This window comes from Litchfieldia alkalitelluris (assembly GCF_002153425.1).
Taxonomy (GTDB): domain Bacteria; phylum Bacillota; class Bacilli; order Bacillales; family Salisediminibacteriaceae; genus Evansella; species Evansella alkalicola.
The window spans coordinates 2,692,057-2,717,703 of the sequence record NZ_KZ119600.1 but is presented as its reverse complement, the minus strand read 5'-3'; the positions used below and the strand labels follow the sequence as shown (position 1 = coordinate 2,717,703).

The following is a 25,647-nucleotide window of genomic DNA, read 5'->3' as shown; positions in this document are numbered from 1 at the left end:
TATGGCCACGTTTAAAGACTTTAGAAATAATGTAAAACCTAACTGGTGTCCAGGGTGTGGTGACTTTTCTGTACAAGCTGCAATCCAGCGTGCTGCTGCGAATGTTGGTATCGTTCCAGAAGAACTAGCTGTTGTATCTGGTATCGGATGCTCTGGAAGAATATCCGGTTATATTAATTCATATGGTTTTCACGGAATCCATGGTCGTTCATTACCTATCGCACAAGGTGTTAAAATGGCTAACCGCGAATTAACGGTTATTGCTTCAGGTGGTGACGGGGACGGTTTTGCGATCGGAATGGGGCACACGGTTCATGCGATCCGTCGAAATATTGACGTTACGTATATCGTCATGGATAACCAAATTTATGGACTAACAAAAGGTCAGGCGTCACCTCGTAGTGAAATGGGATTCAAAACGAAAAGTACACCTGCTGGAACCATTGAATCTTCATTGAATGTTATGGAGCTTGCAATTTCTTCTGGCGCTGGTTTTGTAGCACAAAGCTTCTCCAGTGACTTAAAAGAGTTAACATCTTTAATAGAGCAAGGAATTAACCATAAAGGCTTCTCACTAATTAATGTGTTCAGCCCTTGTGTAACATTTAATAAGATTAATACGTATGACTGGTTCAAGGAAAACCTTACTTCCCTTTCAACGATTGAAGGATATGATCCAGAAAATCGTACAGATGCAATGAATACACTAATGAAATATAACGGATTAGTAACTGGTTTAATCTATCAAGATAAAGAAAAGCCATCATATGAATCCCTTGTACAAGGATTCGAAGAAGAAGGTCTAGCAAAACAAGACTTAGAATTAGATCAAGAGAAATTCGATAAATTAATTAGTGAATTTATGTAATAAAAGGGAAAGCACCTCTCATTTCGAGAGGTGCTTTTTATGTGGAGAAAATATTTTTTGATTTGTTTTAAGTAGGGGATCGTTTGTCCTCTTGTTGTGGACAGTGTTGTTTACGAGTACATTTCCAAATGGTAAAATAGAGAAGGCATACAAATTCAATATAAGATATCATTTATATCTTTTTTCAATGTAAACCTATCATCTGAGGGGGAGAATGCATGACTAAACTAATGAAAGCCATTGTGAAAGATACACGTGGTCCTGGAGCAACATTAAAGGAAGTTCCGGTCCCTACGATTGGTGATAATGAAGTACTGATAAAAGTAAAAGCAACCTCTATATGCGGTACGGACGTTCATATTTATACGTGGGATGAATGGTCACAAAGTAGAGTAAATCCACCTTATGTTTTCGGACATGAGTTTGCTGGGATCGTTGTGGAAAAGGGGAAAAATGTTTACAATGTGGAAGTAGGAGATCACGTTTCTGCTGAAACACATATTGTTTGTGGACACTGTCCTCAATGTTTAACTGGTCAAGCGCATATATGTGCAAATACAGAAATAATCGGGGTAGATCGAGATGGGTGTTTTGCAGAATATGTTGCATTACCAGCGCAAAACATGTGGAAAAATGACCCAGAGCTCCCTTTTGATGTAGCTAGTGTGCAGGAGCCTTTTGGTAATGCCGTTCATACGGTTTTAGCAGGGGATGTTGCAGGTAAGAGTGTAGCAGTAATTGGTTGTGGTCCAATTGGTATTATGGCAGTCGGGGTTGCGAAAGCTTGTGGAGCATCTCAAGTAATTGCACTTGACTTAAATAACTATCGTCTTGATTTGGCTAAACAAATGGGCGCGTCAACGATTATTAACTCTAAAGAAGTAGATCCATTAAAAGTAGTTAGTGAACTGACAAATGGAACTGGAGTGGACGTTGTTTGTGAGATGAGTGGCCACCCTATTGCAATGGATCAAGGCTTTAAAATGGTAACAAATGGTGGTCGTGTGTCCATCTTAAGTTTACCAGTGAAGCGAGTAGAAATTGACATTACAAATGACATTGTCTTTAAAGGAATTACTGTACAAGGAATTACAGGTCGTAAAATGTTTGAGACATGGCAGCAAGTATCAGGTTTACTTAGCTCAGGCCAAGTGGATGTGAAGCCAATGATTACTCATCATTTTAAACTAGAAGAATTTGAAAAAGGCTTTGACTTAATGCTAGAAGGTAAATGTGGAAAAGTCGTTTTACATCCATAAACGAGGAGGTTTTCATATGAAGGGGTTTGAATATTTAGAGGAAGAGCTTCAAGGTATGAAGGAGGCGGGGGTATTCCGTTCACTTGTACCTTTAGAATCTGATCAAGGGGCAAAAGTGGTTATTAATGGGAAGGAAGTTATTCAGTTATCATCTAATAACTACCTTGGGTTGACAAATCACCCTAGAATGAAAGAGGCAGCTTTAAAAGCTGTAGAAACATATGGAGCTGGTACAGGTTCAGTACGTACGATTGCAGGTACATTTAGTATGCATGAAGAGTTTGAAAAAAAACTAGCTGAATTTAAGCATACGGAAGCAACTTTAGTTTTACAGTCTGGGTTTACGGCAAATCAAGCCATTTTATCATCCATTTTAACAAAGGATGATGTGGTCATTTCTGATGAATTGAACCATGCCTCCATCATTGATGGCATTCGTTTAACAAAGGCGGCACGTAAAATATATAAGCACGTGGACATGGAAAGTCTAGAGACTGCTTTAAAAGAGTCTAAGGATTACCGCAAACGTCTTGTAGTAACAGATGGTGTTTTTTCCATGGACGGTAATATTGCACCACTATCAGAAATAGTAGAATTAGCAGAAAAATATGATGCTTTAATAATGGTGGATGATGCCCATTCAAGCGGTGTTCTTGGTCGTAATGGAAGAGGCTCTGTAGACCACTTTGATCTTAATGGACGTGTTCATATTCAAGTTGGTACATTAAGTAAAGCGATTGGTGTTTTAGGGGGATATGTCGCTAGTACGCAAGCTGTACGTGATTATCTCATTCATAAAGGACGTCCGTTCCTATTTAGTACATCACACCCACCTGCAGTTACTGCTGCATGTTCGGAAGCGATTGATATTTTGTTGGATGAACCAGAACGAATTGATCGATTATGGGAAAATACAAAGTTTTTTAAAGAAGGTCTTCATAAGCTAGGCTTTGAAACAGGCACTAGTGAAACACCAATTACACCTGTCATCGTAGGCGATGAAGCCAAGGCACATCAACTTTCTGATAAACTCTTATCCTATGGAGTTTTTGCGCAAGGGATTGCTTTCCCGACAGTTGCAAAAGGGTTAGCAAGGGTAAGAACTATCGTCACTGCAGAGCATACGAAGGAGTTACTTCAAGAAGCTTTAGAAGCGTTTGAAAAGGCTGGCAAAGAACTGGGGATAATCTAATAGTAAAAGGTGGGTTACTCATGATAGTATCCACCTTTCTTCTTTTTTAGGAACCATATTCCCTTAATACTACTTCTACAAACTAAAGATTATGTATCGTAACCTCCTATTGTTTATCAGTATAAAACCATTTATACTTATAGGTTGTAGAATGTTTAACAGTTATAATTAATTTGTAAATTTGATGGTAGAAGGAGCTTTGATAAAAATGAATGAAGAGCAACGTAAGCAACAAACCACAGCAGTAGGGAGTACAAGCTCTGCGGACAAAAAATCCGGCCAGGGTAAAGACTTCTCTCAGTATTTTCAAACAACGTATATTCCACCAGACCTTAAGCAGGCTAAAAAGCGTGGTAAAGCAGATGTGGAAATCCACTATGATTTTGAGATACCAGAGGATATGCGAGAGATTGGGAAAGGAAAGAAGTTTTTAATCCGTACGTATGGATGCCAAATGAACGAACATGATTCAGAAAACATGGCTGGGATCTTACTCAATATGGGGTTTGAATCGACGACGGAAACAGAAGATGCAGATGTTATTCTACTAAACACATGTGCTATTAGGGAGAATGCAGAAAACAAAGTTTTTGGAGAAATTGGGAATTTAAAACCAATGAAACAAGAAAAGCCAGAGCTAATCGTTGGTGTATGTGGTTGTATGTCGCAGGAAGAGTCAGTCGTTAACAAAATACTTCAGAAACATCAACATGTTGACTTGATTTTTGGAACACATAATATCCACCGTTTGCCGACTTTAATAAAAAATGCCATCTTCAGTAAGGAAATGGTCGTTGAGGTTTGGTCTAAAGAGGGAGATATTGTGGAGAATATGCCACGTGCCCGTAAAGGTCAAATCCAAGGCTGGGTTAACATCATGTACGGTTGTGATAAATTCTGCACGTATTGTATTGTTCCTTATACGAGGGGGAAAGAGCGTAGCCGTCTCCCAGAGGATATTATTGAAGAGGTCCGTCACTTAGCTCGTAATGGCTACAAGGAGATCACGCTTTTAGGACAAAACGTGAATGCATATGGAAAAGATTTAGAAGGCATGGACTATGGACTAGGAGATTTGATGGATGAAATTCGTAAGATAGACATTCCACGTGTTCGTTTTACTACAAGTCATCCTAAAGATTTTGATGATCACTTAATCGAGGTGTTAGCTAAAGGTGGCAATCTCGTTGAACATATTCACCTTCCAGTTCAAAGTGGAAATAGTGATGTATTGAAACTGATGGCGAGAAAATACAACCGTGAGGAGTATGTAACCCTTGCTAATAAAATTAAGAAAGCCATTCCTCATGCATCATTTACAACAGATATTATCGTTGGCTTTCCGAATGAAACAGAGGAGCAATTTGAGGACACGTTGTCATTAGTGAGAGAAATGGAATATGACAGTGCCTATACGTATGTTTATTCTCCACGGGAAGGAACGCCAGCCGCTAAAATGCAAGACAATGTTCCAATGGAAGTGAAGAAAGAGCGATTACAGCGTTTGAATGCCCTAGTCAATGAAATTTCTGCAGAGAAAAACAAAGCATATGAAGGAAAAGTTGTGGAGGTTCTCGTTGAAGGGGAAAGTAAAAAGAACCCTGATGTACTAGCTGGTAGGACGCGAACGAACAAACTAGTTAACTTTGAAGCACCTAAATCCTGTATTGGAAAGCTTGTTCATGTTAAAATAACAGATGCAAAGTCCTGGTCATTAAATGGCCAAGTTGTGGAAACTGCCGAGGTGAAAAAATAATGGGGAAAACTTATTCAAAGCAAGAAGTTATTGATCAAGCAAAAGAACTGGCAAAAATGATTGCAGAAACAGAAGAGGTAGATTTCTTTAAACGTGCAGAGCTTCAAATCAATGAAAATCTTAAAGTGCAGGAGACAATTGCAAAAATCAAGTCCTTGCAAAAAGAAGCTGTTAATCTGCAGCACTACCAAAAAACAGAGGGGCTTAAAGCTGTCGAAGATAAAATTGATGCACTTCAAGATGAGCTAGATGAGATCCCTCTAGTAAAGGAATTTAAACAGACACAAACAGATGTCAATTCCTTATTGCAACTAGTTAGTACGACAATTTCAAACACAGTAACAGACGAAATTATTAAGTCAACAGGTGGAGATTTGTTAAAGGGAACGACAACGAAGAGCCCTTTTGATTCACACGGCTGTTAAAATATTAAAGCTGTCCATATTTCAATGGGCAGTTTTTTTTATGGCTACCGGAAAATTTGTTAGTTTTAATGCCAATTCACAACAATTCACTCCCTTTCCGTGGAGAAGCAGGCAAGCCGCTTCGAGCTACGCTCTGCAGGGTCTTGCCCTGCCTTCCTTTTCCACAGGAGTCTCACGAATTGTTGTTCATGGCTACTTAGTTGAAACTATCTTTGATTGATTATATTATTCTTAAATTTTTTTATTGGAATAATCATTATCTTTACGATTCAATCATATAAATAAATGAACTATGGAGAAAGGGTACTTAAAAGGGTGCAAAACATCCCTTTAGAACTGGGAAAACCCCTGTTCTTTTGGAACAATTTCTTACTTAACATCATAGATTGCAGTAGTCGCACATATTTTTATTATCACAATGGTCATTTGTCTTGCATAAGATGCAAGTGAAACCGTGTTATTTCTAGGAATTTCGTTTGCTGCGCATCAATCAATCGTTTTGAGGAGGGAAAAGCATGTCACCAGCAGACAGAGAGCTTAATTACAGAGAGATTATAACGAAAGCCGTATGTGGAAAGGGAAGAAAGTTTTCTCAAGCAAGTCACGCTATTAGTCCAGGAGAAAAACCAACAAGTATTCTAGGTTGTTGGATTATTAATCACAAATATCAGGCTGCAAAAAAAGGAGATGCCATTGAGGTTCGTGGTAAATACGATATTAATATATGGTATTCCTACAGCAACAATACGAAGACGAATGTTGCAACTGAAACAGTTACCTACACGGATGTTGTACCACTATCCATGCAGGATAAAAATGTCCTTTCTGATCAGTTAGAAGTAATTGCAAGAGCTGTTCAACAGCCAAACACATTAGAAGCAACTATTGCTGCTAATGGAACTGATGTGAATGTGCAAGTAGAGCGTGAATTCCTAGTAGAAGTAATCGGTGAGACTAAAGTTTGTGTGTACGTCAATCCTGATGGGTGCACAGATGACTGGGATGATAAAGTTTGGGATTATGATGTCGAGGATGAAGACTTTGAAGACTTAGATCCAAACTTCCTCATGGGTGATTTAGAAGAATAGTTAGTTATGGGAAGAAGCCAAAAGCTTCTTCCTTATTTTTATAAGGGTAGAAACGAAAAGGGGAAAAAGGGATGGTAGCGAAAAAAAATTATGAGCTTCATGGTATACGTTCAATGGAAGAGAAGGATAACGGTTTTCAAATGATCGTAGAAGGAACTGATTTTTATCCAATAAGCATTCAAGTAAAACAGCCTTTATCAAACAATTACATAACGATTCAAAGTCACGCATCATCCATTAATAAATATTATTTAGGACAAGAAATGATGGACACTGCCATCATGGCTGCCTATTATAACAACCTTCCAAGCTACAGGGTACAAGTACAGAGAATGGGGAAAGAGATTGGTGTTATATCAACGGAGGAAAACGAACACAATCTTTCAGATAGAGGGGAAGGAGAGACGCAATTAAAGGCACTGCTTGGGGCAGATATTGAGGTAATGGTCTATCATCCTTTGAGAGGGTCTTTCGTTGCCATTCCAATGGGGAATAGGGAAGGTAGTAAAATTGGGTCTGACAGGGCTTTAATTAGGAAGGGTCATGCTTTTTATCAACCGATTATCGAGTTGCGCCCATCCCCACAGGAATCGGGCATAAAGCTTAGAGACGAATTACATACCCTTAAATGTAGATTGGAAGAGAATCTTGGTAAAAGAAGTCTCCAAATTGTTTCTTCTCCTAATCCAACTGGGCGATTCTATCTCGGTGGACATATTCATGTATCTAATCAGAAAGCGACGTTTCGCAAGGCTTCTCAATTAGATGCACTAATCACACTCCCGTTGAGTGCTTATTACATGAAAAACGGTTTGGATAGGCGCAAAATTTACGGAAGACTTGGTTCTATTCGTCTTAATCCCTACAATGGTTTTGAGTATCGCACTTTGCCATCCTGGTACGAGCTGATTGATGATGATAATAAGGTTTTCTTTCAATGGATTGAATTTATTTTTTTACACCCAAATTTACCTCATTATAAGTTTACTGAATCAGTCCTTCGTGCTTATTACCACGGTGACATAGCAACCTTAAAAATAGCAGTGACCCAATTTTTCCAACAACTATATCCATTGCTCTCATCTACAGAACAAAAACTAATAAATGAGTGGTTAAATTGGCTAAAAATGAGAGAGAGAATAGATTAGCAGACTGGGGAACCTATGTTATAATTAATTCTATAATTATGATAGATAGTTGGGGGAGAACCATGTCAAAACAGACGCCAATGATGGAGCAATATTTACGAATTAAGGCACAGTATGAAGATGCCTTTTTATTTTTTCGTCTAGGAGACTTTTATGAGCTCTTTTTAGAAGATGCGATTAAAGCAGCGAAGGAATTAGAGATTACATTAACGAGCCGTGGGAAGGGAGCAGAAGAGGACCGTATCCCAATGTGCGGAGTTCCTTACCATTCAGCGGAACAGTATATAGTACAGCTTATCAAAAAAGGATATAAGGTAGCCATTTGTGAGCAAACAGAAGATCCTCAGCAAGCGAAGGGGGTTGTTAAGCGAGAAGTCGTACAGGTGATTACTCCAGGAACGGTGATGGAAGGAAACATTATAGAGGAGAAGGATAATAACTATCTCGTTTCCATTACTCCGTTGGCAGAAGACCGCTTTGGCATTGCTGCAGTGGATATGACGACTGGTGAATTTAAAGTAACTGCAATCGATGGACTTGAAGGCCTCTATCATGAGGTAGCAGTATATAAACCTAAGGAATTAGTTATTCCATCTACGTTTTCTGAGGACATGCAACAGCACCTTCAGAAAAACCTTGGTGTCACCTTATCGTTTGAAGATGGACAAGCAGTGGATAACACTTTATTCCATAAAATTGAAGAGGAAGCTTTGGTTAAAACTTGTGCTAGACTCTTGAATTACTTGAAAAAAACAACGAAACGATCACTCGATCACTTGCAACCAGCAATCTACTATATGGCAAATGAATATATGGGAGTAGATGTGCATTCGAAACGGAACTTGGAATTAGTTGAAACACTACGAGAGAAGAAAAAGCAAGGTTCTCTCCTGTGGGTTCTTGATGAAACGGAAACTGCAATGGGTGGGAGACATTTAAAGCAATGGATTGAAAGACCACTTGTTTCCAAGGATCTTATTGAAAAAAGATTAAGCCTCGTTGAAACATTATTGGACCGTTTTTTTGAAAGGGAATCATTAAGGGAGCAGTTAAATGGTGTTTATGACTTAGAGCGCCTTTCTGGAAAAGTGGCGTTTGGAAATGTGAACGGAAGAGATATGATCCAGCTAAAGCGCTCCTTGCAGCAAGTGCCTCAAATCTTTGAAACTGCTGCTAAATTAGGGAATGGCTATGCAGATGAGCTTATTGGACAGGGGGAGAACTGTGAAGGTCTTCGGGAGCTATTAGAGACAAGCCTTCAGGAAGAACCACCTTTGTCTATTACGGAAGGTAATATTATTAAGGACGGGTACAATCAAGAATTAGATAAGTACCGAGATGCTATGCGTAATGGGAAAACTTGGATTGCAGGGTTAGAACAACAAGAGCGGGCAGAAACAGGAATCAAGTCCTTAAAGATAGGCTTTAATAAAGTCTTTGGTTACTATATTGAGGTGACGAAGGCGAATATTCCCCATCTACCAGAAGGGCGATATGAACGAAAGCAGACACTATCCAACGCAGAGCGTTACATTACTGAGGAGCTCAAGGAGAAGGAAACGTTAATCCTTGAAGCGGAAGAAAAAAGCGTGAAGCTAGAATATGAATTGTTCATGGAGATAAGGGAAAAGGTGAAGGCCTATATTCGTCCATTGCAAAAGCTAGCTTCTGTTATAAGTACCTTAGATGTATTGCAAAGCTTTGCAGAAGTTGCGGAGAAAAATCATTATGTAAAACCTAAAGTGGTCTATAACGGAGAAGTGAAAATAACAGACGGTAGACATCCTGTAGTGGAAAAAATGATTGATGAAGGGGACTATGTCTCTAATGATATTCATCTTGATCATGAACAGGAGATGCTGTTGATAACTGGTCCAAACATGGCAGGTAAAAGCACGTATATGCGTCAGCTTGCCCTTATTTCTATCATGGCACAAGTAGGATCCTTTGTTCCAGCAAGCGCTGCAACGTTGCCTGTCTTTGACCAAATATTTACGAGAATTGGTGCTGCCGATGATTTAGCACAAGGTCAGAGTACTTTTATGGTGGAAATGCTAGAGACAAAGCATGCCGTGTCTAGAGCTACCAAAAACAGTCTGATTCTATTAGACGAAATTGGTCGTGGTACATCAACCTATGATGGAATGGCTTTAGCACAGGCTATTATTGAATACATTCACCATGAAATTGGGGCAAAAACTTTATTTTCAACTCACTATCACGAATTGACTAGCTTAGCAAATGATCTCCCAAGGCTGAAAAATGTTCATGTATCAGCTATAGAAGAAGATGGAAAGGTCGTATTCCTTCATAAAGTGATTGATGGAGCGGCAGATCGAAGTTATGGAATTTATGTAGCGGAGTTGGCTGAACTGCCGCCAAAGCTTATATCCCGTGCGAAAACAATTCTACATGACTTTGAAAATGGAGATAAGCATAGTATCGTGAAAGAAGTGGACGAGTCTCACCAGGCATTTGAGGAAGTATCTGCTGCTGTTGAAGAAACAGTGATCGACACTTCTACGCAACAGGCGCATGACATGGAGCAGCTAACCTTGTTTGGAACGATAGACAAGGAAAATGAAGAAGAAAGCAGTAAAAAGAAGCTGTCATCAAAAGAAAAGACGATCGTAGATGAGATACAGAAATTAAACCTGCTCCATATAACACCAATACAAGCGATACAAGTATTAGATGAATTACAGAGAAAGCTACGAAAATAGTAGGTAATTTTGAAAATAAATAGATAAATATAGTAATTTTAAGCTTGCGTGAACGCAAACTAACTTGAGGAAGTGAAAGACATTGGGGAAAATTTATCAGTTAACAGACGAGCTTTCGAATAAAATAGCTGCTGGTGAAGTAGTTGAGCGACCTGCATCTGTAGTCAAGGAGCTTGTAGAGAATTCCCTTGATGCGAATAGTAGACAAATACGTGTTGATGTGGAAGAAGGTGGTTTGACCCTGATTCGTATACTAGATGATGGAGATGGGATCGATGGGGATGATCTAGAAACTGCTTTTTTCCGACATGCTACAAGTAAGATACGAAATGATCATGACTTGTTCCGTATTGCGACGCTTGGTTTCCGCGGGGAAGCACTTCCTAGTATTGCATCCGTATCAAGACTTACGTTGAAAACATGTAATGGAAATCATGAAGGGCATGAAATTAAGCTAGAAGGTGGACGCATCACCTCAAAAGGCTCTAGCCCTTCTAGAAAAGGGACAGAAATTATCGTTACAGATCTCTTTTATAATACTCCTGCTCGTTTAAAATATTTAAAGACTGTCCATACAGAATTAGGTCACATATCTGATGTGGTAAACCGAATGGCGTTGGCTCACCCGGAAGTGGCATTCCACCTGACACATAATGGGAAAACATTGTTAAAAACAATGGGAAATGGTGATATGCTCCGAGTAATTTCAGCGATATATGGCTCTCATGTAGCTAAAAATATGTTGGAAGTGAAAGGAGAGACGCTCGACTTTACGGTGAAGGGGTATGTCGCCAAGCCTGAAGTCACAAGATCAAACCGTTCTTATATGTCCACAATCATTAACGGTCGTTTCATTAGAAACTATCCATTAATGAGAGCTATCCAAGACGGTTACCATACGCTACTTCCAATTGGGAAATTTCCGATTGTTGTTCTTCATATTGAGATGGATCCTATTTTAATAGATGTGAATGTACATCCTTCGAAACTAGAAGTTCGTCTTAGTAAAGAACAAGCTTTACAGGAACTTGTAACGAGGTCATTAAAGGAAGTTTTTCAGAGAACACGATTTATTCCAGAGGTGCGATATGATTCATCTTCTTTGCCGAAAGAAAAGCAAAACTCTGAACAGCTATCTTTAGGGATAACGCATGATTTGTTTTCAAAGGAAGCTAGTGAAAAAACAGGCGATCACCTAAAACTAAAAGAAAGTGATAATAGTGAAGCCTCGCTTCAACCGCAAAAAACGGAAAAAGTAGATGATTTTTACGGTACTAGATTAAAGGAACAACAATATGGAGATAAAGAAGATAATAAGGTGCTCATGGAGGGTTATGGGGGACAAAATTCTGCGGAAGAATTAATGACTGCTGTAGATGAAAAGCGCCCAATAGGGGAAACGGGAGACTTAGGGACTGATGCTTCAAATGCTCATGTAGCTTTAGATGAGACAAGCCCCATGGAGAATGATGGAAAGAAAGAAGTACCAGCTTTTTATCCAATTGGTCAACTACACGGAACCTATATATTAGCCCAAAATGAAAAGGGATTGTTCATCATAGACCAGCATGCAGCTCAGGAGCGAATCAAGTACGAGTATTTTCGTGACAAGATCGTGGAAGTGGATAAGAATTTACAAGACTTGATTGTACCCCTCACTTTTGAGGTGACACAAGCAGAAGAGGAAAGAATTAAGGAAAAGGGACATCTTCTAGAAGAAGTAGGAATATTTCTTGAGCCATTTGGCACACGAACTTATTTAGTCAGGTCCCATCCAACCTGGTTCCCAAGGGGAGAAGAGCAGGATATAATTGAGGAAATGCTAGAGCAAATTAAAGATCATAGCTCTACTTCTATAGATATATTAAAAATTCGCGAAGAGGCAGCCATCTTAATGTCTTGTAAAGCCGCGATTAAAGCCAATCGTTATTTAACACCAGATGAAATGTTCCGTCTCTTAGAAACGTTAAGAATGTGTGAAGAGCCTTATACATGTCCACACGGGAGACCTGTAATCGTGCACTTCTCCACGTATGAAATGGAACGGATGTTTAAACGAGTCATGTAAAAAGTTGAGGTTTTGAAGTTGAAGAATGTAATTGTCACCACATCAGGACGCCCTTCTGTAGAAATTGTTATCTATGCAAAAAAAGTGGCTGACTTAATTGGAGTACCCTTTGTGGAAAGAAAAAAGCGGTCTGTAAATAATGTGATGAAAGAAAGTGGGAGCGATGCTATTGTCGTAGGTGCCGATGGTTTAAAGGCTCATAGAAGAGGCAGCTCCCACGTGTTTTTCTTTCATCCGAATTCTGCAATGTTTCGGGCGAAGCGGTGGCTTAAATCAGGGGAAGATCCACTGGTAGAGGCTTGCAAACTAAAGCCTGGAGACACGGTAGTTGATGCGACGTTAGGCTTAGGATCTGATGCCATACTTGCCAGTTTAGCTGTTGGTGATAAGGGAGCTGTCATAGGATTAGACGCGTCACCAATCATATCGTTTCTTGTAACACGTGGTTTAAAAGATTACAATAGCGGTGTCCAGTACATAGATGATGCATTGAGAAGAATTATGGTAATTTCTGCTGATAATAGAGACTGGTTACGAAATGCGCCAGAAAAGTCAGTTGATATCGTTTATTTTGATCCTATGTTTGAAGAGGCAGTAACAGGAGCGGACGGATTTGATTCAATTAGGCCATTCACCTATACGGAATTATTAACTGAAGAAGTGATTAAGGAAGCAAAACGAGTGGCAAGAAAGCGTGTTGTTTTAAAGGATCATTTTCGTAGTAAGAGATTTGAAGAGTTAGGTTTTCATGTACGAGTACGCCCCTCTGCGACCTATCACTTTGGCACAATAGAACTAAACGAAGAAATGGGGTGAGTGAATGAAAAAGAAGATTTTCATCATTGTAGGTCCAACAGCAGTAGGAAAAACAGCTACAGGTATTTCATTAGCAAAAAACTTTAACGGTGAAATAATCAGTGGGGATTCTATGCAAGTCTATAAAGGAATGGATATTGGTACAGCAAAGGTGACGGTGGAGGAAATGGATGGCATACCTCACCATCTTATTGATATCAAGGAGCCAGATCAAAGTTTTTCTGTCGCAGAATTTCAAGGACGGGCAAAGGAATACATTCATTCTATTTCTGAGCGAAGAAAACTACCTATTATAGTAGGGGGAACAGGACTTTATATTAATTCTGTTATTTATGATTACGATTTCTCTGATTCAGTAGGGGATTCTAAGCTTAGAGCAGAGTTAGAAAACTATGCGAAAACCCATGGCAATACGGCACTTCATGAAAAGCTTAAAGAGATCGATCCCATTAGTTATAACGAATTACACCCGAATAATATACGGAGAGTAATTAGGGCTATAGAAGTTTATAAGTTAACGGGTAAACCTATTGGGGAACGTCCAGACCAGCCGAAGGAATCACCATATGATGCTACGGTTATCGGGCTTACAATGGATCGGCAAATCTTATATGATCGTATTGATGCAAGGGTGGATCTGATGATCGAACAAGGTCTCATTGACGAGGTAAATAAGCTCTATCAAAGTGGGTTACGTGACTGTCAGTCTGTCCAAGCCATTGGCTATAAGGAAATTTACTTGTATTTGAGTGGAGAATTGGGAAAAGAGGAAGCCATTGATTTATTGAAGCAAAACTCTAGACGGTACGCTAAACGCCAGTTAACATGGTTTAGAAATAAAATGGACATACAATGGTTTGATATGACGAAACATGGTGAAAAAAAGCTTGAAGAAATTCATCAGTTTGTGAAGGAAAGTTGTTTTACATAGCGAATATAAATAATAAAGAGAAAAAGAGGGAGGCTTACATGACCATGAAACAGCCAGTGAATATCCAAGACCAATTCCTAAACCAGTTAAGGAAGGAAAGTATTCCAGTTACCGTTTTCTTGTTGAATGGATTTCAACTAAGGGGATTTGTAAAAAGCTTTGATAACTTTACGATAATCCTTGATACGGATGGGAAGCAGCAGCTTGTTTATAAGCATGCTATATCAACATTCTCACCACAAAAGAACGTTCAGTTAAATCAAGATGGAAATTAATAAACACTTCTGCAGCTTGTTCTGCAGAAGTGTTTTATTTATTAAGATCCTCTGTAAATTGCCTAGACGGATACACTCCGTTCGTTGTGTTTCCTTTATCTCACGATAGCTTCTTCGAATTAGCTCCTCCAACGAGCGTTTACATCACGAATATGCTTCGAGTTGCCTCGACGGATACGCTACAGAGCTTTACTAGTAGAGGAAGAGGCAGTTTTTGTGGCCGATGACCAAGGCGCTTTCGCTTTTCTATATAGTTTGAAGTTTTTTATCGCTTTCCCACTTTTGCCATGTTTCTTCTACAGTTTCAATAGGTTTTACTGTTTCAAAACGTAATTCCACACTTAAATCTTCTTTACTTCTTCCTGCTTGAAGCTGATTCAGAATATATGTTTTTCTTAACTGGCGAGCTGTTAAATTTCTCCCAAGTCCTGCACGGACCATTTCCTGACGTATCATTTTTTGCATGGCAACTTCAGTGAGCCCTTTTGGTATATCGTGATCATAATCCCAACGATATGTTCCACGCTGATAATCAAATGCAATAAAAAACGGTGCGTGATCGTATCTACCTGGTCGTACGGGTTCTGGTATCGTCATATAATACTCAAACAGTTTAATTCGATCCTCCTTAGAGATAGTCCTGTGCCGTATTTTTCCCTTCCGACTTTTTAAAACGAGTTCATCTGAAGCAAAATGAATTCGATCAATTGTTAAATTAGTTAATTCTTGAATGGTAACACCATAGAATAGAATAAGGCGGAATATCACATCGTTTCTATCACGGATAAGATGGCGATATTTCATTTGGTGGTCTGTTAATCCACTGTTAGAGGCAATACTGTGAAAAAGTCTATTTATATCCTTTTCTTTTAAGAACGGGTATTTACGATCTTTTCCCTTACCAGTTGTCTTTTGAATATAGGCTTCTAAACAAGAAGCTAATTCTTTATTATCCATAAATAAAAGCCACTGTTTTAAGACTGACAAAATCCGGCGTATGGTATTAGGGGAATATTCCATTACATGCTTTAAATATAAATAATAGGAGTGGAGTTCTTCTAAGGTGGGTATATCTGAATCAGAAGTGTTTCTTTCTTCTTTTAACCATTGATCAAACTGTTTTAAATCATAACTATATCTTCTAATTGTACTTGGTTGTTTAGCTTCCTTTAAGTCGATCATAAAGCGTTCCATACCTTTGATTAAATTCATTTGAACACCTCACAGACTTTATTTTTGTTGTAAAAATTTGATTCTTGTTTTTCTAAGGTTGCCTGACTTCCAAATGTTTTCTTAAAACATTGCTTTCCTTTATTTAAATTATATTCTAAATATTATAACTTGTCTTGCAACAAAGGGCTATCATCCAATCGGAAAAAACAAATGAACAGTAACGACAACCTACACAAGATAAGTATTTTCACGGTAGACCTCAATGCAATGGAAATGTTGCACCATGTACGATGGAAAATTATTTGGAACAAACGGAGGTTTACGAAGCAACTGTCTCTTCCTCTACGAGCATATGCTACGAAGCGTATCCGTCGAGACAACTCGAAGCATATTCGTGATGTAAACGCTCGTTCCTGTGGGAACAGCGGGCCAGGCAAGACCTCGCAGGAACGAGGAGGCTTGCGGTTCGCCCACGGAAAGGGAGTAAACCGTAGGTTGTTCCAATAAACCTTATTTCATAGTAGGACTGGAAAAAAGGAGATTTAAACTTAGTAGGAATAAATTATTTAGGCATGTGTCACGCGTACGACGCAATTGCGTATAGTAGTTGTTAGAAAGATATATCCACTATACAATAGAGGATGGTGACCTCGTTGGAAAAGGCAGCAAGAATGAGAAAAAGAGGGCAAATTAATGTTGTACTAAAAAAACAACCAGAGCAAGATGCTCTCCTCTCCCATCAATCAAATGTATTGGAAAAGCCGGAACATCATGCTTTTAAAAAAATACAACGGGAACTGGATGAGTTTATTGGGCTCAAAAATATTAAGGATTTCATGAAAGAGATCTACGCATGGTTATACTTAAACCAACGAAGGGAAGAAGCGGGTTTAAAGGCTGGCAAACAAGTTCTGCATATGGTTTTCCGTGGTAATCCAGGAACAGGAAAAACGACGGTAGCTAGACTGATTGCAAAAATGTTTCGAGAAATGGGTGTACTTGAGAAAGGCCATTTAATTGAAGCGGAAAGAGCGGACCTTGTAGGGGAATACATTGGACATACGGCTCAGAAAACAAGGGAATTAGTACAAAAAGCTATTGGTGGTATATTATTTGTAGATGAGGCCTACTCCCTAGCCCGTGGTGGTGAAAAGGATTTTGGGAAGGAAGCAATTGATACTCTTGTGAAATCTATGGAAGATCAGCAGCACTCCTTCGTTTTAATTTTAGCTGGTTATCCGAAAGAAATGGATCGTTTTTTAAAATTAAATCCAGGATTACCTTCACGTTTTCCGATGAAAGTAACTTTCCCAAATTACACAGTTAACGAATTATTACAGATGGCTAAAAAGATGGTGAAGGAACGTGATTATCAGTTAGATGAGAAAGGGGAGGAAACCTTAAAAAACCTTCTTTCTCATGCGAAAGAAGAACAAGAAGATAATTTTAGTAATGGCAGGTTTATTAGAAATTTATTAGAACGGGCAATTAGGGCTCAGGCAGTTCGTCTTTTAGAAGAAGACAACTATGGAAAAACTGAGTTAATGACATTAAAAAGTGTTGATTTTAAAAAAGCAGCTTTTAAATAAGAAAGGAGACTAGCATTTTGGAAAAAGGCGTACAAGTAAATGAGGAACGCGTTGTGCTTGTTGGTGTGAGAGATACAGAAACAGATGAAGAAGACTTCCAATATCGTATGGAAGAATTAGCAGCCTTGACGAATACTGCAGGTGGTGTTGTTGTTTCTGAAGTCATTCAAAACAGGGAGAATCCTGACAGGGCCACATATATTGGGAAAGGTAAAGTGGAGGAGTTAGAAGCATTAGTGGAGGAGTTGGGGGTGGAATTAGTCATCTTTAATGATGAACTAACCCCCTCACAAATTCGTAACCTAACCAATATTATTGATGTGAAGGTTATCGATAGAACCCAACTGATTTTAGATATTTTTGCTAAACGTGCACGATCTAGAGAAGGAAAGCTGCAAGTGGAGCTCGCTCAATTAAGTTATTTATTACCCCGTTTAAGAGGGCAAGGGCTCATGCTGTCTCGTCTTGGTGGGGGAATTGGAACAAGGGGACCAGGTGAAACGCAGTTAGAAGTAGATCAGCGTCATATTCGTAATAGGATGACAGATATTAGACGCCAGCTAGAACAAATTGTATCCCACCGTAATCGATACAGGACCCGTAGGAAGAAAAATCAAGCATTCCAGATCTCATTGGTGGGTTATACAAATGCAGGGAAATCTACATTGTTACATAAATTAGCAAAAGCGGACGTTTATATGGAGAACCAACTGTTTGCAACTCTTGATCCTACGACGAAAAAACTAAAGCTACCATCTGGTATTGAAGTGCTTTTAACTGACACAGTAGGTTTTATTCAACAACTCCCAACAACACTGGTTGCAGCCTTTCGATCCACACTTGAAGAGGTCCAGGAAGCAGACTTAATACTCCATGTAGTAGATGCTTCCAACCCAGATTATCCAAACCATGAGAAAACGGTGAAGGGGTTATTAGAAGAACTATCTGCAGAAAAAATACCGATGCTGACTGTGTACAATAAGCGAGATTTATTAACAAGCGATTTCTTTTCCTTTTCCGATGGTCCAACCACTTTAGTGAGCGCCAATGATGAAGGGGATATGGACAAGCTTAGGGAGAAGATTGAGCTTATAATGGAGGAAAATTTCTCGCCATATATCGTTCATCTAGAGTCGGACGAAGGGAAATTACTACATCGGCTACAAAAAGAGACGATACAGGTGGAAAGAATATTTGATGAGTTAAAAGAAGAGTACATCGTCCGTGGCTTTGCACCACCTGAATCAGCCATTTATCATGAAATGCAAACAAGACAATCAGAGGAGAAAGATTTATGAGTGAAATACTAAATAAAGTGGACAAGCTGAGTATGGAAGCAGAGATAGAACTCCAACCAGCTTTCCTCCAGAGAGAAAAGATTTCTGAACAAAATCAACGGAAAGTTCTAGAAGCATTTAGAAAAAATCAAGTATCTGAGTTTCACTTTCAAGCCTCCACAGGATATGGGTACGACGATACTGGACGTGAAACGTTGGAAAATATCTATGCTCAAGTTTTTGGCGGAGAAAAAGCGATTGTAAGACCACAAATTGTTTCAGGTACTCATGCGATTAGCACCTCCTTATTTGGGCTACTACGACCTGGAGATGAACTATTATATATATCAGGAAAACCTTACGACACATTAGAAGAGGTAATCGGTCTTCGCGGGGATATAAGTGGATCACTCCTTGATTTTGGTATTTCCTATAACTATGTACCATTAAAGGGACAGACTGAAATTGATTATGTGAAGGTCCAGGAAATGATCAATGACAAAACGAAGGTCATTGGGATACAGCGTTCGAAAGGCTATGATACACGACCATCCTTTACAATAGAGCAAATAGGAGAAATGGTCTCATTCGTAAAAGAAATAAAGGAAGATGTTATTGTTTTCGTCGATAATTGTTACGGTGAATTTGTTGAGCTACAAGAGCCTGGTGATGTGGGAGTAGATGTTACTGCTGGTTCACTCATTAAAAACCCTGGTGGGGGTATAGTGAAAACTGGTGGATATATTGTTGGAAAGGAAAAATATATTAATCAATGTGCCAATCGATTAACTGCACCTGGAATTGGCTTAAAGGGTGGTGCATCATTATATAGTTTATTAGAGATGTATCAAGGTTTATTTCTAGCGCCTCATGTCGTTAATCAAGCAGTGAAAGGGGCGCTGTTTACTGCAAAACTACTAGAGGAGTTGGGTATGACAACATCACCTGCATGGAATGAAGACCGAACGGACTTAATCCAATCTGTTTCCTTCCCCAATAAGGAGATTATGATTGCTTTTTGTCAGGCCATCCAAGGTGCATCTCCAGTGGATGCCCATGTAAAACCTCACCCAAGCCCGATGCCAGGCTATGAAGATGATGTCATTATGGCTGCTGGAACATTTATTCAAGGAGCAAGTATCGAGCTTACAGCGGACGGGCCAATTCGCCCACCATATACCGCATATGTACAAGGTGGTCTCACATATGAACACGTGAAAATTGGTGTGAAGGATGCTGTAATGAATTTATTAGAAAAAGGCCTTTGGGAAATTAAATAAGAAATATTTACTATTATTTAAATGTGAACTCAAGCCCATTGTCTCAACTGTTAACAAACGATAGCTTGGTTTGTCAGAAAAATTACCATGTCAGATAATCTGACATGATTAAACACAACTGATTTAATCTCCGTTATTATGTACATAACGCAAAGGAAAAACGAACATAAATTGACTTTTCATAGCTAATGTTAATCATTTAGTTCGTTTTCGCCTCGGGAAGGGCAAAAATGTACCTATTACCGAGATAATTATTGAGGAGGATTCATTCATGAGTAAATTTTCAAGAGAAGATATTATGAAAATGGCTAAAGAGGAAAATGTAAGGTTTATCCGACTTCAGTTTACAGACCTTCTAGGAATTATTAAAAACGTAGAAATTCCAGTTGATCAGCTGACAAAAGCATTAGATAATCTAATGATGTTTGACGGTTCATCCATCGAAGGTTTTGTTCGAATTGAAGAGTCAGATATGTATCTGTATCCTGATCTAGATACTTGGGTAATCTTCCCATGGACACCTGAAAAAGGAAAAGTAGCACGACTTATCTGTGATGTTTATAATCCTGACGGTACACCATTCGCTGGGGACCCTCGTGGCACTTTGAAGAAAGTATTACAAGAAGCTAAAGACTTAGGTTTCTCAGACTTTAACATTGGGCCAGAGCCAGAGTTCTTCCTATTTAAAGTTGATGAAAAAGGGGAGCCAACTTTAGAACTTAATGATAAAGGTGGATACTTTGATTTAGCACCTACTGATCTTGGTGAAAACTGCCGTCGTGACATCGTGCTTGAGCTTGAAGACATGGGCTTCGAGATCGAAGCATCTCACCATGAGGTAGCTCCTGGTCAGCATGAGATTGACTTCAAATATGCAGATGCTGTAACTACTTGTGACAATATTCAAACGTTTAAACTTGTTGTAAAGACTATCGCTCGTAAGCACGGTTTACATGCGACATTCATGCCAAAACCATTGTTCGGTGTTAACGGTAGTGGGATGCATGCGAACATGTCTCTATTCCGTGGACCAAAGGACAATGCATTCTTCGATGAAAATGCACCTGGTCAATTAAGTGAAACAGCAATGCAATTTTTAGGCGGTATTTTAAAGCACGCTGATGCATTTACAGCTATTACAAATCCAACTGTAAACTCATATAAGCGTTTAGTACCTGGCTATGAAGCACCTTGTTATGTTGCATGGTCAATGCGTAACCGTTCACCATTAGTACGTATTCCATCTTCTCGCGGACTAAGTACTCGAATTGAAGTGAGAAGTCCAGACCCAGCAGCTAATCCATACCTTGCAATGGCGGCTATGCTAGCAGCAGGACTAGATGGTATCCGTAATAAAATTGCTCCACCTAAGGCTACTGACCGTAATATTTATGCGATGGACCTTGATGAGCGTGAAGCAGAAGGTATCAAAGCACTACCAGCAACCTTAAAAGAGGCAATCGAAGCATTGAAGAAAAATGAAACAATCACTGGCTCGCTAGGTGAGCACGTCCTAGAGCACTTCATTGAAGCAAAAGAGATTGAATGGGATATGTTCCGCACGCAAGTACACCCTTGGGAACGTGAACAGTATATGACTACTTATTAATACTTAAAAAGTCTTGAAGCACTTTGCTTCAAGGCTTTTCTATTGTTTACCAGGAAATTATAAAATAATCGACCTGTGGATAACTCATGGATTAAAATATGTGTAAAGGTGATCGTGGTGTAGCAAAGTAGTGGAATGATTAAAAAGATACTAAAAGATCATTTTGATTTTATCCGGTTCAGACAAACTTAGAAACTAAAACTTTCATGCTTTATTGTACAAAAATATGGTGTGGGAGGGAGGTGTAAGTGAACGAACTATTGTAAGAATAATAGTTCAGCATTATAAGGTTGTATTCCATGGCCCTTATTCTTACTACATGGTAGATTAAATATACTTATTAGATTGGTATCTCACGCGAGATTCCTACTTTTGTTCATATTCGCGTTCGATAAGCAGTCAATCTCACGCGAGTTTCCCACTTTTGAGCTTTTTCGCGTTCGATAAGCAGTCTAACTCACGCGAGATTCCCACTTTTGAGCTTTTTCGCGTTCGATAAGCAGTCTAACTCACGCGAGATTCCTACTTTTGTTCATATTCGCGTTCGATAAGCAGTCAATCTCACGTGAGATCCTAACTTTTGCCCAATTTCGCGTTCGATAAGCAGCCTAACTCACGCAGGATTCCTACTTTTGTTCAAATATAAAGGTTATTTCACCCTTATTGCCGAATGTAGTAAATTGATTATGGCATTATAGACAATAAGGTTATTAAAATTACGGATTAAGAAGATTTCTATCATTTACGAACTTTTGGGAGGTAAGCAGTTGAGATCTAGAAAGGTTTATAAAATCATGATTCTATTAATTGTAGTAGTGTTATTAGTCTCTTTCTCTTATTTTCAAAATAACGCCATTATAACTAGTGAATATAGCATTCAATCAAATAAATTGCCGGAAAGCTTTGATGGGTACACGATTGTCCAATTATCCGATCTACATAACAAATCATTTAGAGCTGATCAAAGTTACCTAGTTAATAGAGTGAACAATTTAAGACCTGATTTGATTGTATTTACAGGTGATTTAATAGACTCTAGGAAATATGACGAAAAACCTAGTCTACTCTTAATGGAAAAATTAGTAAAGGTTGCTCCCGTTTATTATGTAACAGGTAATCATGAATGGCGTTCTGGAATTTTCGATGATTTAGAGGTTAAACTTCAGAATATCGGAGTTAATGTAATGAGGAATTCGTCGGAAGAGATTGTCTATGAAAACGAAATAATTAATCTTATAGGTATTGATGATCCTGCCAAAGGTGAAGCAACTTATGCAGAGAAAACAATAACGGAAGAAAACCTAAACAAAGTTGAAATAATAAAAGGAGAGGGCTTCCAAATCCTTCTAGCTCACAGACCGGAATTCTTCTCCCTCTATGCCTCTGCAGAATTTGATCTAGTTTTTACTGGACACGCTCACGGTGGACAATTTAGATTGCCTTTTATTGGGGGGCTGGTTGCACCAAATCAAGGTTTTTTCCCTAGTTATACTTCTGGCATTTATAAGGAAAACAACAAGACCACAATGATTGTGAATAGGGGACTTGGGAATAGTATTATTCCACAGAGAGTTTTTAATAGGCCGGAAATAGTCGTTGTAAAATTACATGCTGAAAAATAACCTATCGTTAGTCAATTATTTACACATTTCGATTGCAAGTCTAGTACATTCTTGTCCAAAATTAAGAATATAATATCATGAGTTTCCCGAAACTTAGTTTAAGACAGTATTTCAACTAAGTTATGGGAACTCCGTTAAATGCTATCTTTCTCTTATTGAATTTATATTTAGAATTTGTTCACGTGAGACGTCAGTAGAGCCTTCTCCTGGAAAGTGAGTTATTATTTCATCTTCAAGGATTTCACCGTAAATCACATCTGCATTACCACTATATGTAAGCTGTTCCGAAATAAGGGAACCTTTAAAGGTCGCATTACCACTCAATTTAACATTAGCATTTGGAGCTAAGAGTAATTGGCTATGTGTTTCACCGTTACCTTGAAAATCGATGCTATTGCCGCCAGTAAAAATATGACCTCTTACATTCCCACCATTAATTTTCAAATTAGCATTCTTAGCATAAAACAGACTTGTATAAAAGAGGCTATTATTTGATGTAATGTCTACACTATTTTCTCCACTATAATAGATAGTTACATTTTTATTTGCTTCATTGAACTTTCCTTTAATATCAATCTTATCTTCCACATAAAGTAACAGTTCCCCATCCCCTTCAATGGTTAGACTACTATTTGAATTTCCCAAAAGTAGTTCTTTTACTCGTATAATCCGCTGTCCACTTCCTACTTCTATATGAATATTGCTGTTATTACCACCGAGAACATTGAATGATCTATCTGAGTCAATCACCCCATTGTGGAAATTACCACTGGATTCGCTAAAGGTTGGTAAATCAGGGAATGGAGGAAGATGATAATTTCTTTTTTCTCCTAGATCTCTTACTTTATTATGATGACTACTTTCATCAACGACACTTTGTTTTGCACCTGGTATATAAATGTATTCACTAACACTTGAGTTACGATGCATACTTATTGAGTTATCCACTTGTGAATTTGTTCCTATACTTCCTGTTACATTACTATTTGAATTTGATAAAGTTATATTTCCGTTTGTAAAAATAGCCATGTCGTTAAGTATACTTATATACTCTCCATCGGAACTAGTTTCGTGCCATGATAGATCTAAATACGTTTCTACAATTCTAGTTCTATTCCCGATTTGCCCTTTAGAAACTAATTTATACCTTTTCGTTTCTTCATCAACCATTTCTGCAATTTCGACTGTAACTTCTGCATTTGGAGTTTCACCTTTATTATCACTAAAAACATCATATTCGATAGTATTATTTAAATTTAGTAGTTCGGTTTCAACTGTGCTAAAAAAAGAATGAGCACTTGAATGATCCTCATGTATTTCCATTATTTCGGAGGATAATTCATGTAGCATAAGGGTAGCGCCAGCTTCAGCAATATAGTATGTTGATTGAAAATCCCTCTCTCCAGAACTATGCTTTAAAGTCGTTGTTGCAATCCCTACCATACTAAGACTAAGGACTGAAATAATGACAATTATAAGTAAAACTAGTACCAAGGCTATTCCTTTTTCGTTTTTCAGTGGGGAGAATACTTTTCTATGCTTCAAAACAATCAGCTACTTTCTACTAAAGAGATTTGTAAGTAAAAACGTACGTATCATCATCTAAACTAAGTTTATCAACCTTAAATAATTATAAAATCTAGAGTTTGTGATCCACCATAATTTAGGACAAAAAAACTATTTTTTAGAATATTTAAAATAGGTATATAGGATTAGTATATCAACCAATCCTAGCTTCATCAATAATAAATGTATTCAAGTTCCATTGTTGGATGAAAATTAGAAATTGATGATTAACAAATTTATCTGGTTGTAGCAATTAGTGATTAAAAAACGAGTCCCTTTAGTGAAAGGGACTCGTTTTTATTATTTTAATAATTTCCGAAGCTTGAACTGTCGCTTAATGTATAGAGCGGAATACTCCGATGACTTTTCCTAATATGTGCACGTTCTTCAGGATAATTGGTTCAAGGGAAGAGTTTTCCGGCTGCAGGCGAATATAATCCTTTTCTTTGAAAAATCTCTTAACCGTTGCTTCATCTTCTTCTGTCATAGCAACCACGATATCTCCATTTGTTGCACTTTGCTGTTGACGGACAACGACGTAATCTCCATCGAAAATACCAGCCTCTATCATGGAGTCACCAGAAATTTCTAAAACGAAAGAATTCTCGTCATGTGCAAATGTTGCTGGTAAGGGAATATATTCATCAATGTTTTCGATCGCCGTAATCGGTTCCCCAGCAGTTACTTTACCGATGATCGGTACATAAACGGATGGACTTTCAGGGAATTTCATTTCTTCTTTTTCCGTATCAATAATTTCTATTGCTCGTGGTTTAGTAGGGTCACGACGAATATATCCTTTTTTCTCGAGTCTTGATAAGTGGCCATGTACAGTGGAACTTGAAGCCAATCCTACTGCTACCCCTATTTCCCTAACAGAAGGAGGATAACCCCTTTTTTTCACTTCTTGTTTAATAAAATCTAGTATATCCTGCTGGCGTTTTGATAGCTTCGTCATTTTCTCCACCTCATTTAGAGTTTA

20 protein-coding genes are annotated in these 25,647 nt (G+C 38.4%); 17 read left to right on the top strand and 3 right to left on the bottom strand.

The window, feature by feature from the left end:
* The first annotated feature begins 1 nt into the window (after window position 1).
* The 12 genes from BW724_RS12995 (at window position 2) to hfq (ending at window position 14,549) form a co-directional block, all read left to right on the top strand.
* Complete coding sequence (locus BW724_RS12995; RefSeq protein ID WP_088075622.1) at window positions 2–868, top strand: 2-oxoacid:ferredoxin oxidoreductase subunit beta; 867 nt, start codon at window positions 2–4, stop codon at window positions 866–868.
* Window positions 869–1,086: 218 nt separating this feature from the next.
* Window positions 1,087–2,127, top strand: a complete 1,041-nt coding sequence (gene tdh / locus BW724_RS12990) for an L-threonine 3-dehydrogenase (RefSeq protein WP_088075621.1) — start codon at window positions 1,087–1,089, stop codon at window positions 2,125–2,127.
* 16 nt (window positions 2,128–2,143) lie between these two features.
* Entirely contained in the window at window positions 2,144–3,319 is a 1,176-nt protein-coding gene (locus BW724_RS12985; protein ID WP_088075620.1) for a glycine C-acetyltransferase, read from the top strand.
* Window positions 3,320–3,527: 208 nt separating this feature from the next.
* Window positions 3,528–5,075 carry a tRNA (N6-isopentenyl adenosine(37)-C2)-methylthiotransferase MiaB gene (gene miaB, locus BW724_RS12980; protein ID WP_088075619.1) on the top strand — a complete coding sequence of 516 codons (1,548 nt, stop codon included), beginning with the start codon at window positions 3,528–3,530 and terminating at the stop codon, window positions 5,073–5,075.
* On the top strand, window positions 5,075–5,500 hold the full coding sequence (locus tag BW724_RS12975) for a YlbF/YmcA family competence regulator (protein ID WP_088075618.1): 426 nt from the start codon (window positions 5,075–5,077) through the stop codon (window positions 5,498–5,500). The genes miaB and BW724_RS12975 overlap by 1 nt, the downstream gene beginning before the upstream one ends.
* 515 nt (window positions 5,501–6,015) lie before the next feature.
* A complete protein-coding gene (locus BW724_RS12970) occupies window positions 6,016–6,588 on the top strand; it encodes an outer spore coat protein CotE (protein WP_088075617.1) in 573 nt (190 codons plus the stop codon).
* A gap of 71 nt (window positions 6,589–6,659) precedes the next feature.
* Window positions 6,660–7,736 carry a putative amidoligase domain-containing protein gene (locus BW724_RS12965; protein WP_088075616.1) on the top strand — a complete coding sequence of 359 codons (1,077 nt, stop codon included), beginning with the start codon at window positions 6,660–6,662 and terminating at the stop codon, window positions 7,734–7,736.
* A 62-nt stretch (window positions 7,737–7,798) separates the two neighbouring features.
* Window positions 7,799–10,459 (top strand): DNA mismatch repair protein MutS, encoded by a 2,661-nt coding sequence (gene mutS, locus BW724_RS12960; protein WP_088075615.1) that lies wholly within the window; start codon window positions 7,799–7,801, stop codon window positions 10,457–10,459.
* 82 nt (window positions 10,460–10,541) lie between these two features.
* Window positions 10,542–12,527, top strand: a complete 1,986-nt coding sequence (gene mutL / locus BW724_RS12955; protein ID WP_088075614.1) for a DNA mismatch repair endonuclease MutL — start codon at window positions 10,542–10,544, stop codon at window positions 12,525–12,527.
* An 18-nt stretch (window positions 12,528–12,545) separates the two neighbouring features.
* On the top strand, window positions 12,546–13,343 hold the full coding sequence (locus BW724_RS12950; protein WP_088075613.1) for a class I SAM-dependent methyltransferase: 798 nt from the start codon (window positions 12,546–12,548) through the stop codon (window positions 13,341–13,343).
* 4 nt (window positions 13,344–13,347) lie between these two features.
* Entirely contained in the window at window positions 13,348–14,274 is a 927-nt protein-coding gene (gene miaA, locus BW724_RS12945) for a tRNA (adenosine(37)-N6)-dimethylallyltransferase MiaA (RefSeq protein ID WP_088075612.1), read from the top strand.
* 44 nt (window positions 14,275–14,318) lie between these two features.
* Window positions 14,319–14,549 carry an RNA chaperone Hfq gene (gene hfq / locus BW724_RS12940; protein WP_088077913.1) on the top strand — a complete coding sequence of 77 codons (231 nt, stop codon included), beginning with the start codon at window positions 14,319–14,321 and terminating at the stop codon, window positions 14,547–14,549.
* A 246-nt stretch (window positions 14,550–14,795) separates the two neighbouring features.
* On the opposite strand, the gene BW724_RS12935 is transcribed toward hfq, so the two are convergent.
* Window positions 14,796–15,761 (bottom strand): tyrosine-type recombinase/integrase, encoded by a 966-nt coding sequence (locus BW724_RS12935; protein WP_088075611.1) that lies wholly within the window; start codon window positions 15,759–15,761, stop codon window positions 14,796–14,798.
* A 602-nt stretch (window positions 15,762–16,363) separates the two neighbouring features.
* Here BW724_RS12935 and spoVK point away from each other — a divergent pair.
* From spoVK to BW724_RS12910, 5 genes are all read left to right on the top strand, one after another.
* Window positions 16,364–17,311 (top strand): stage V sporulation protein K, encoded by a 948-nt coding sequence (gene spoVK / locus BW724_RS12930; protein ID WP_328588718.1) that lies wholly within the window; start codon window positions 16,364–16,366, stop codon window positions 17,309–17,311.
* Window positions 17,312–17,325: 14 nt separating this feature from the next.
* Window positions 17,326–18,609 (top strand): GTPase HflX, encoded by a 1,284-nt coding sequence (gene hflX / locus BW724_RS12925; RefSeq protein WP_417891446.1) that lies wholly within the window; start codon window positions 17,326–17,328, stop codon window positions 18,607–18,609.
* Window positions 18,606–19,868: a methionine gamma-lyase family protein gene (locus BW724_RS12920; protein ID WP_088075608.1), complete on the top strand. Its 1,263-nt coding sequence runs from the start codon at window positions 18,606–18,608 to the stop codon at window positions 19,866–19,868. Before hflX ends, BW724_RS12920 begins: the two co-directional genes overlap by 4 nt.
* A 271-nt stretch (window positions 19,869–20,139) precedes the next feature.
* On the top strand, window positions 20,140–21,477 hold the full coding sequence (gene glnA, locus BW724_RS12915) for a type I glutamate--ammonia ligase (protein ID WP_088075607.1): 1,338 nt from the start codon (window positions 20,140–20,142) through the stop codon (window positions 21,475–21,477).
* A 794-nt stretch (window positions 21,478–22,271) separates the two neighbouring features.
* The gene (locus BW724_RS12910; RefSeq protein WP_088077911.1) at window positions 22,272–23,099 is read left to right on the top strand and encodes a metallophosphoesterase; all 828 of its coding nucleotides are present in this window, start codon (window positions 22,272–22,274) and stop codon (window positions 23,097–23,099) included.
* A 141-nt stretch (window positions 23,100–23,240) separates the two neighbouring features.
* Here BW724_RS12910 and BW724_RS12905 read toward each other — a convergent pair whose 3' ends face one another.
* Together BW724_RS12905 and lexA are read right to left on the bottom strand one after the other, a co-directional pair.
* Window positions 23,241–24,644, bottom strand: a complete 1,404-nt coding sequence (locus BW724_RS12905) for a PilX N-terminal domain-containing pilus assembly protein (RefSeq protein ID WP_088075606.1) — start codon at window positions 24,642–24,644, stop codon at window positions 23,241–23,243.
* 355 nt (window positions 24,645–24,999) lie between these two features.
* Window positions 25,000–25,623: a transcriptional repressor LexA gene (gene lexA / locus BW724_RS12900; protein ID WP_088075605.1), complete on the bottom strand. Its 624-nt coding sequence runs from the start codon at window positions 25,621–25,623 to the stop codon at window positions 25,000–25,002.
* Window positions 25,624–25,647: the final 24 nt, after the last annotated feature.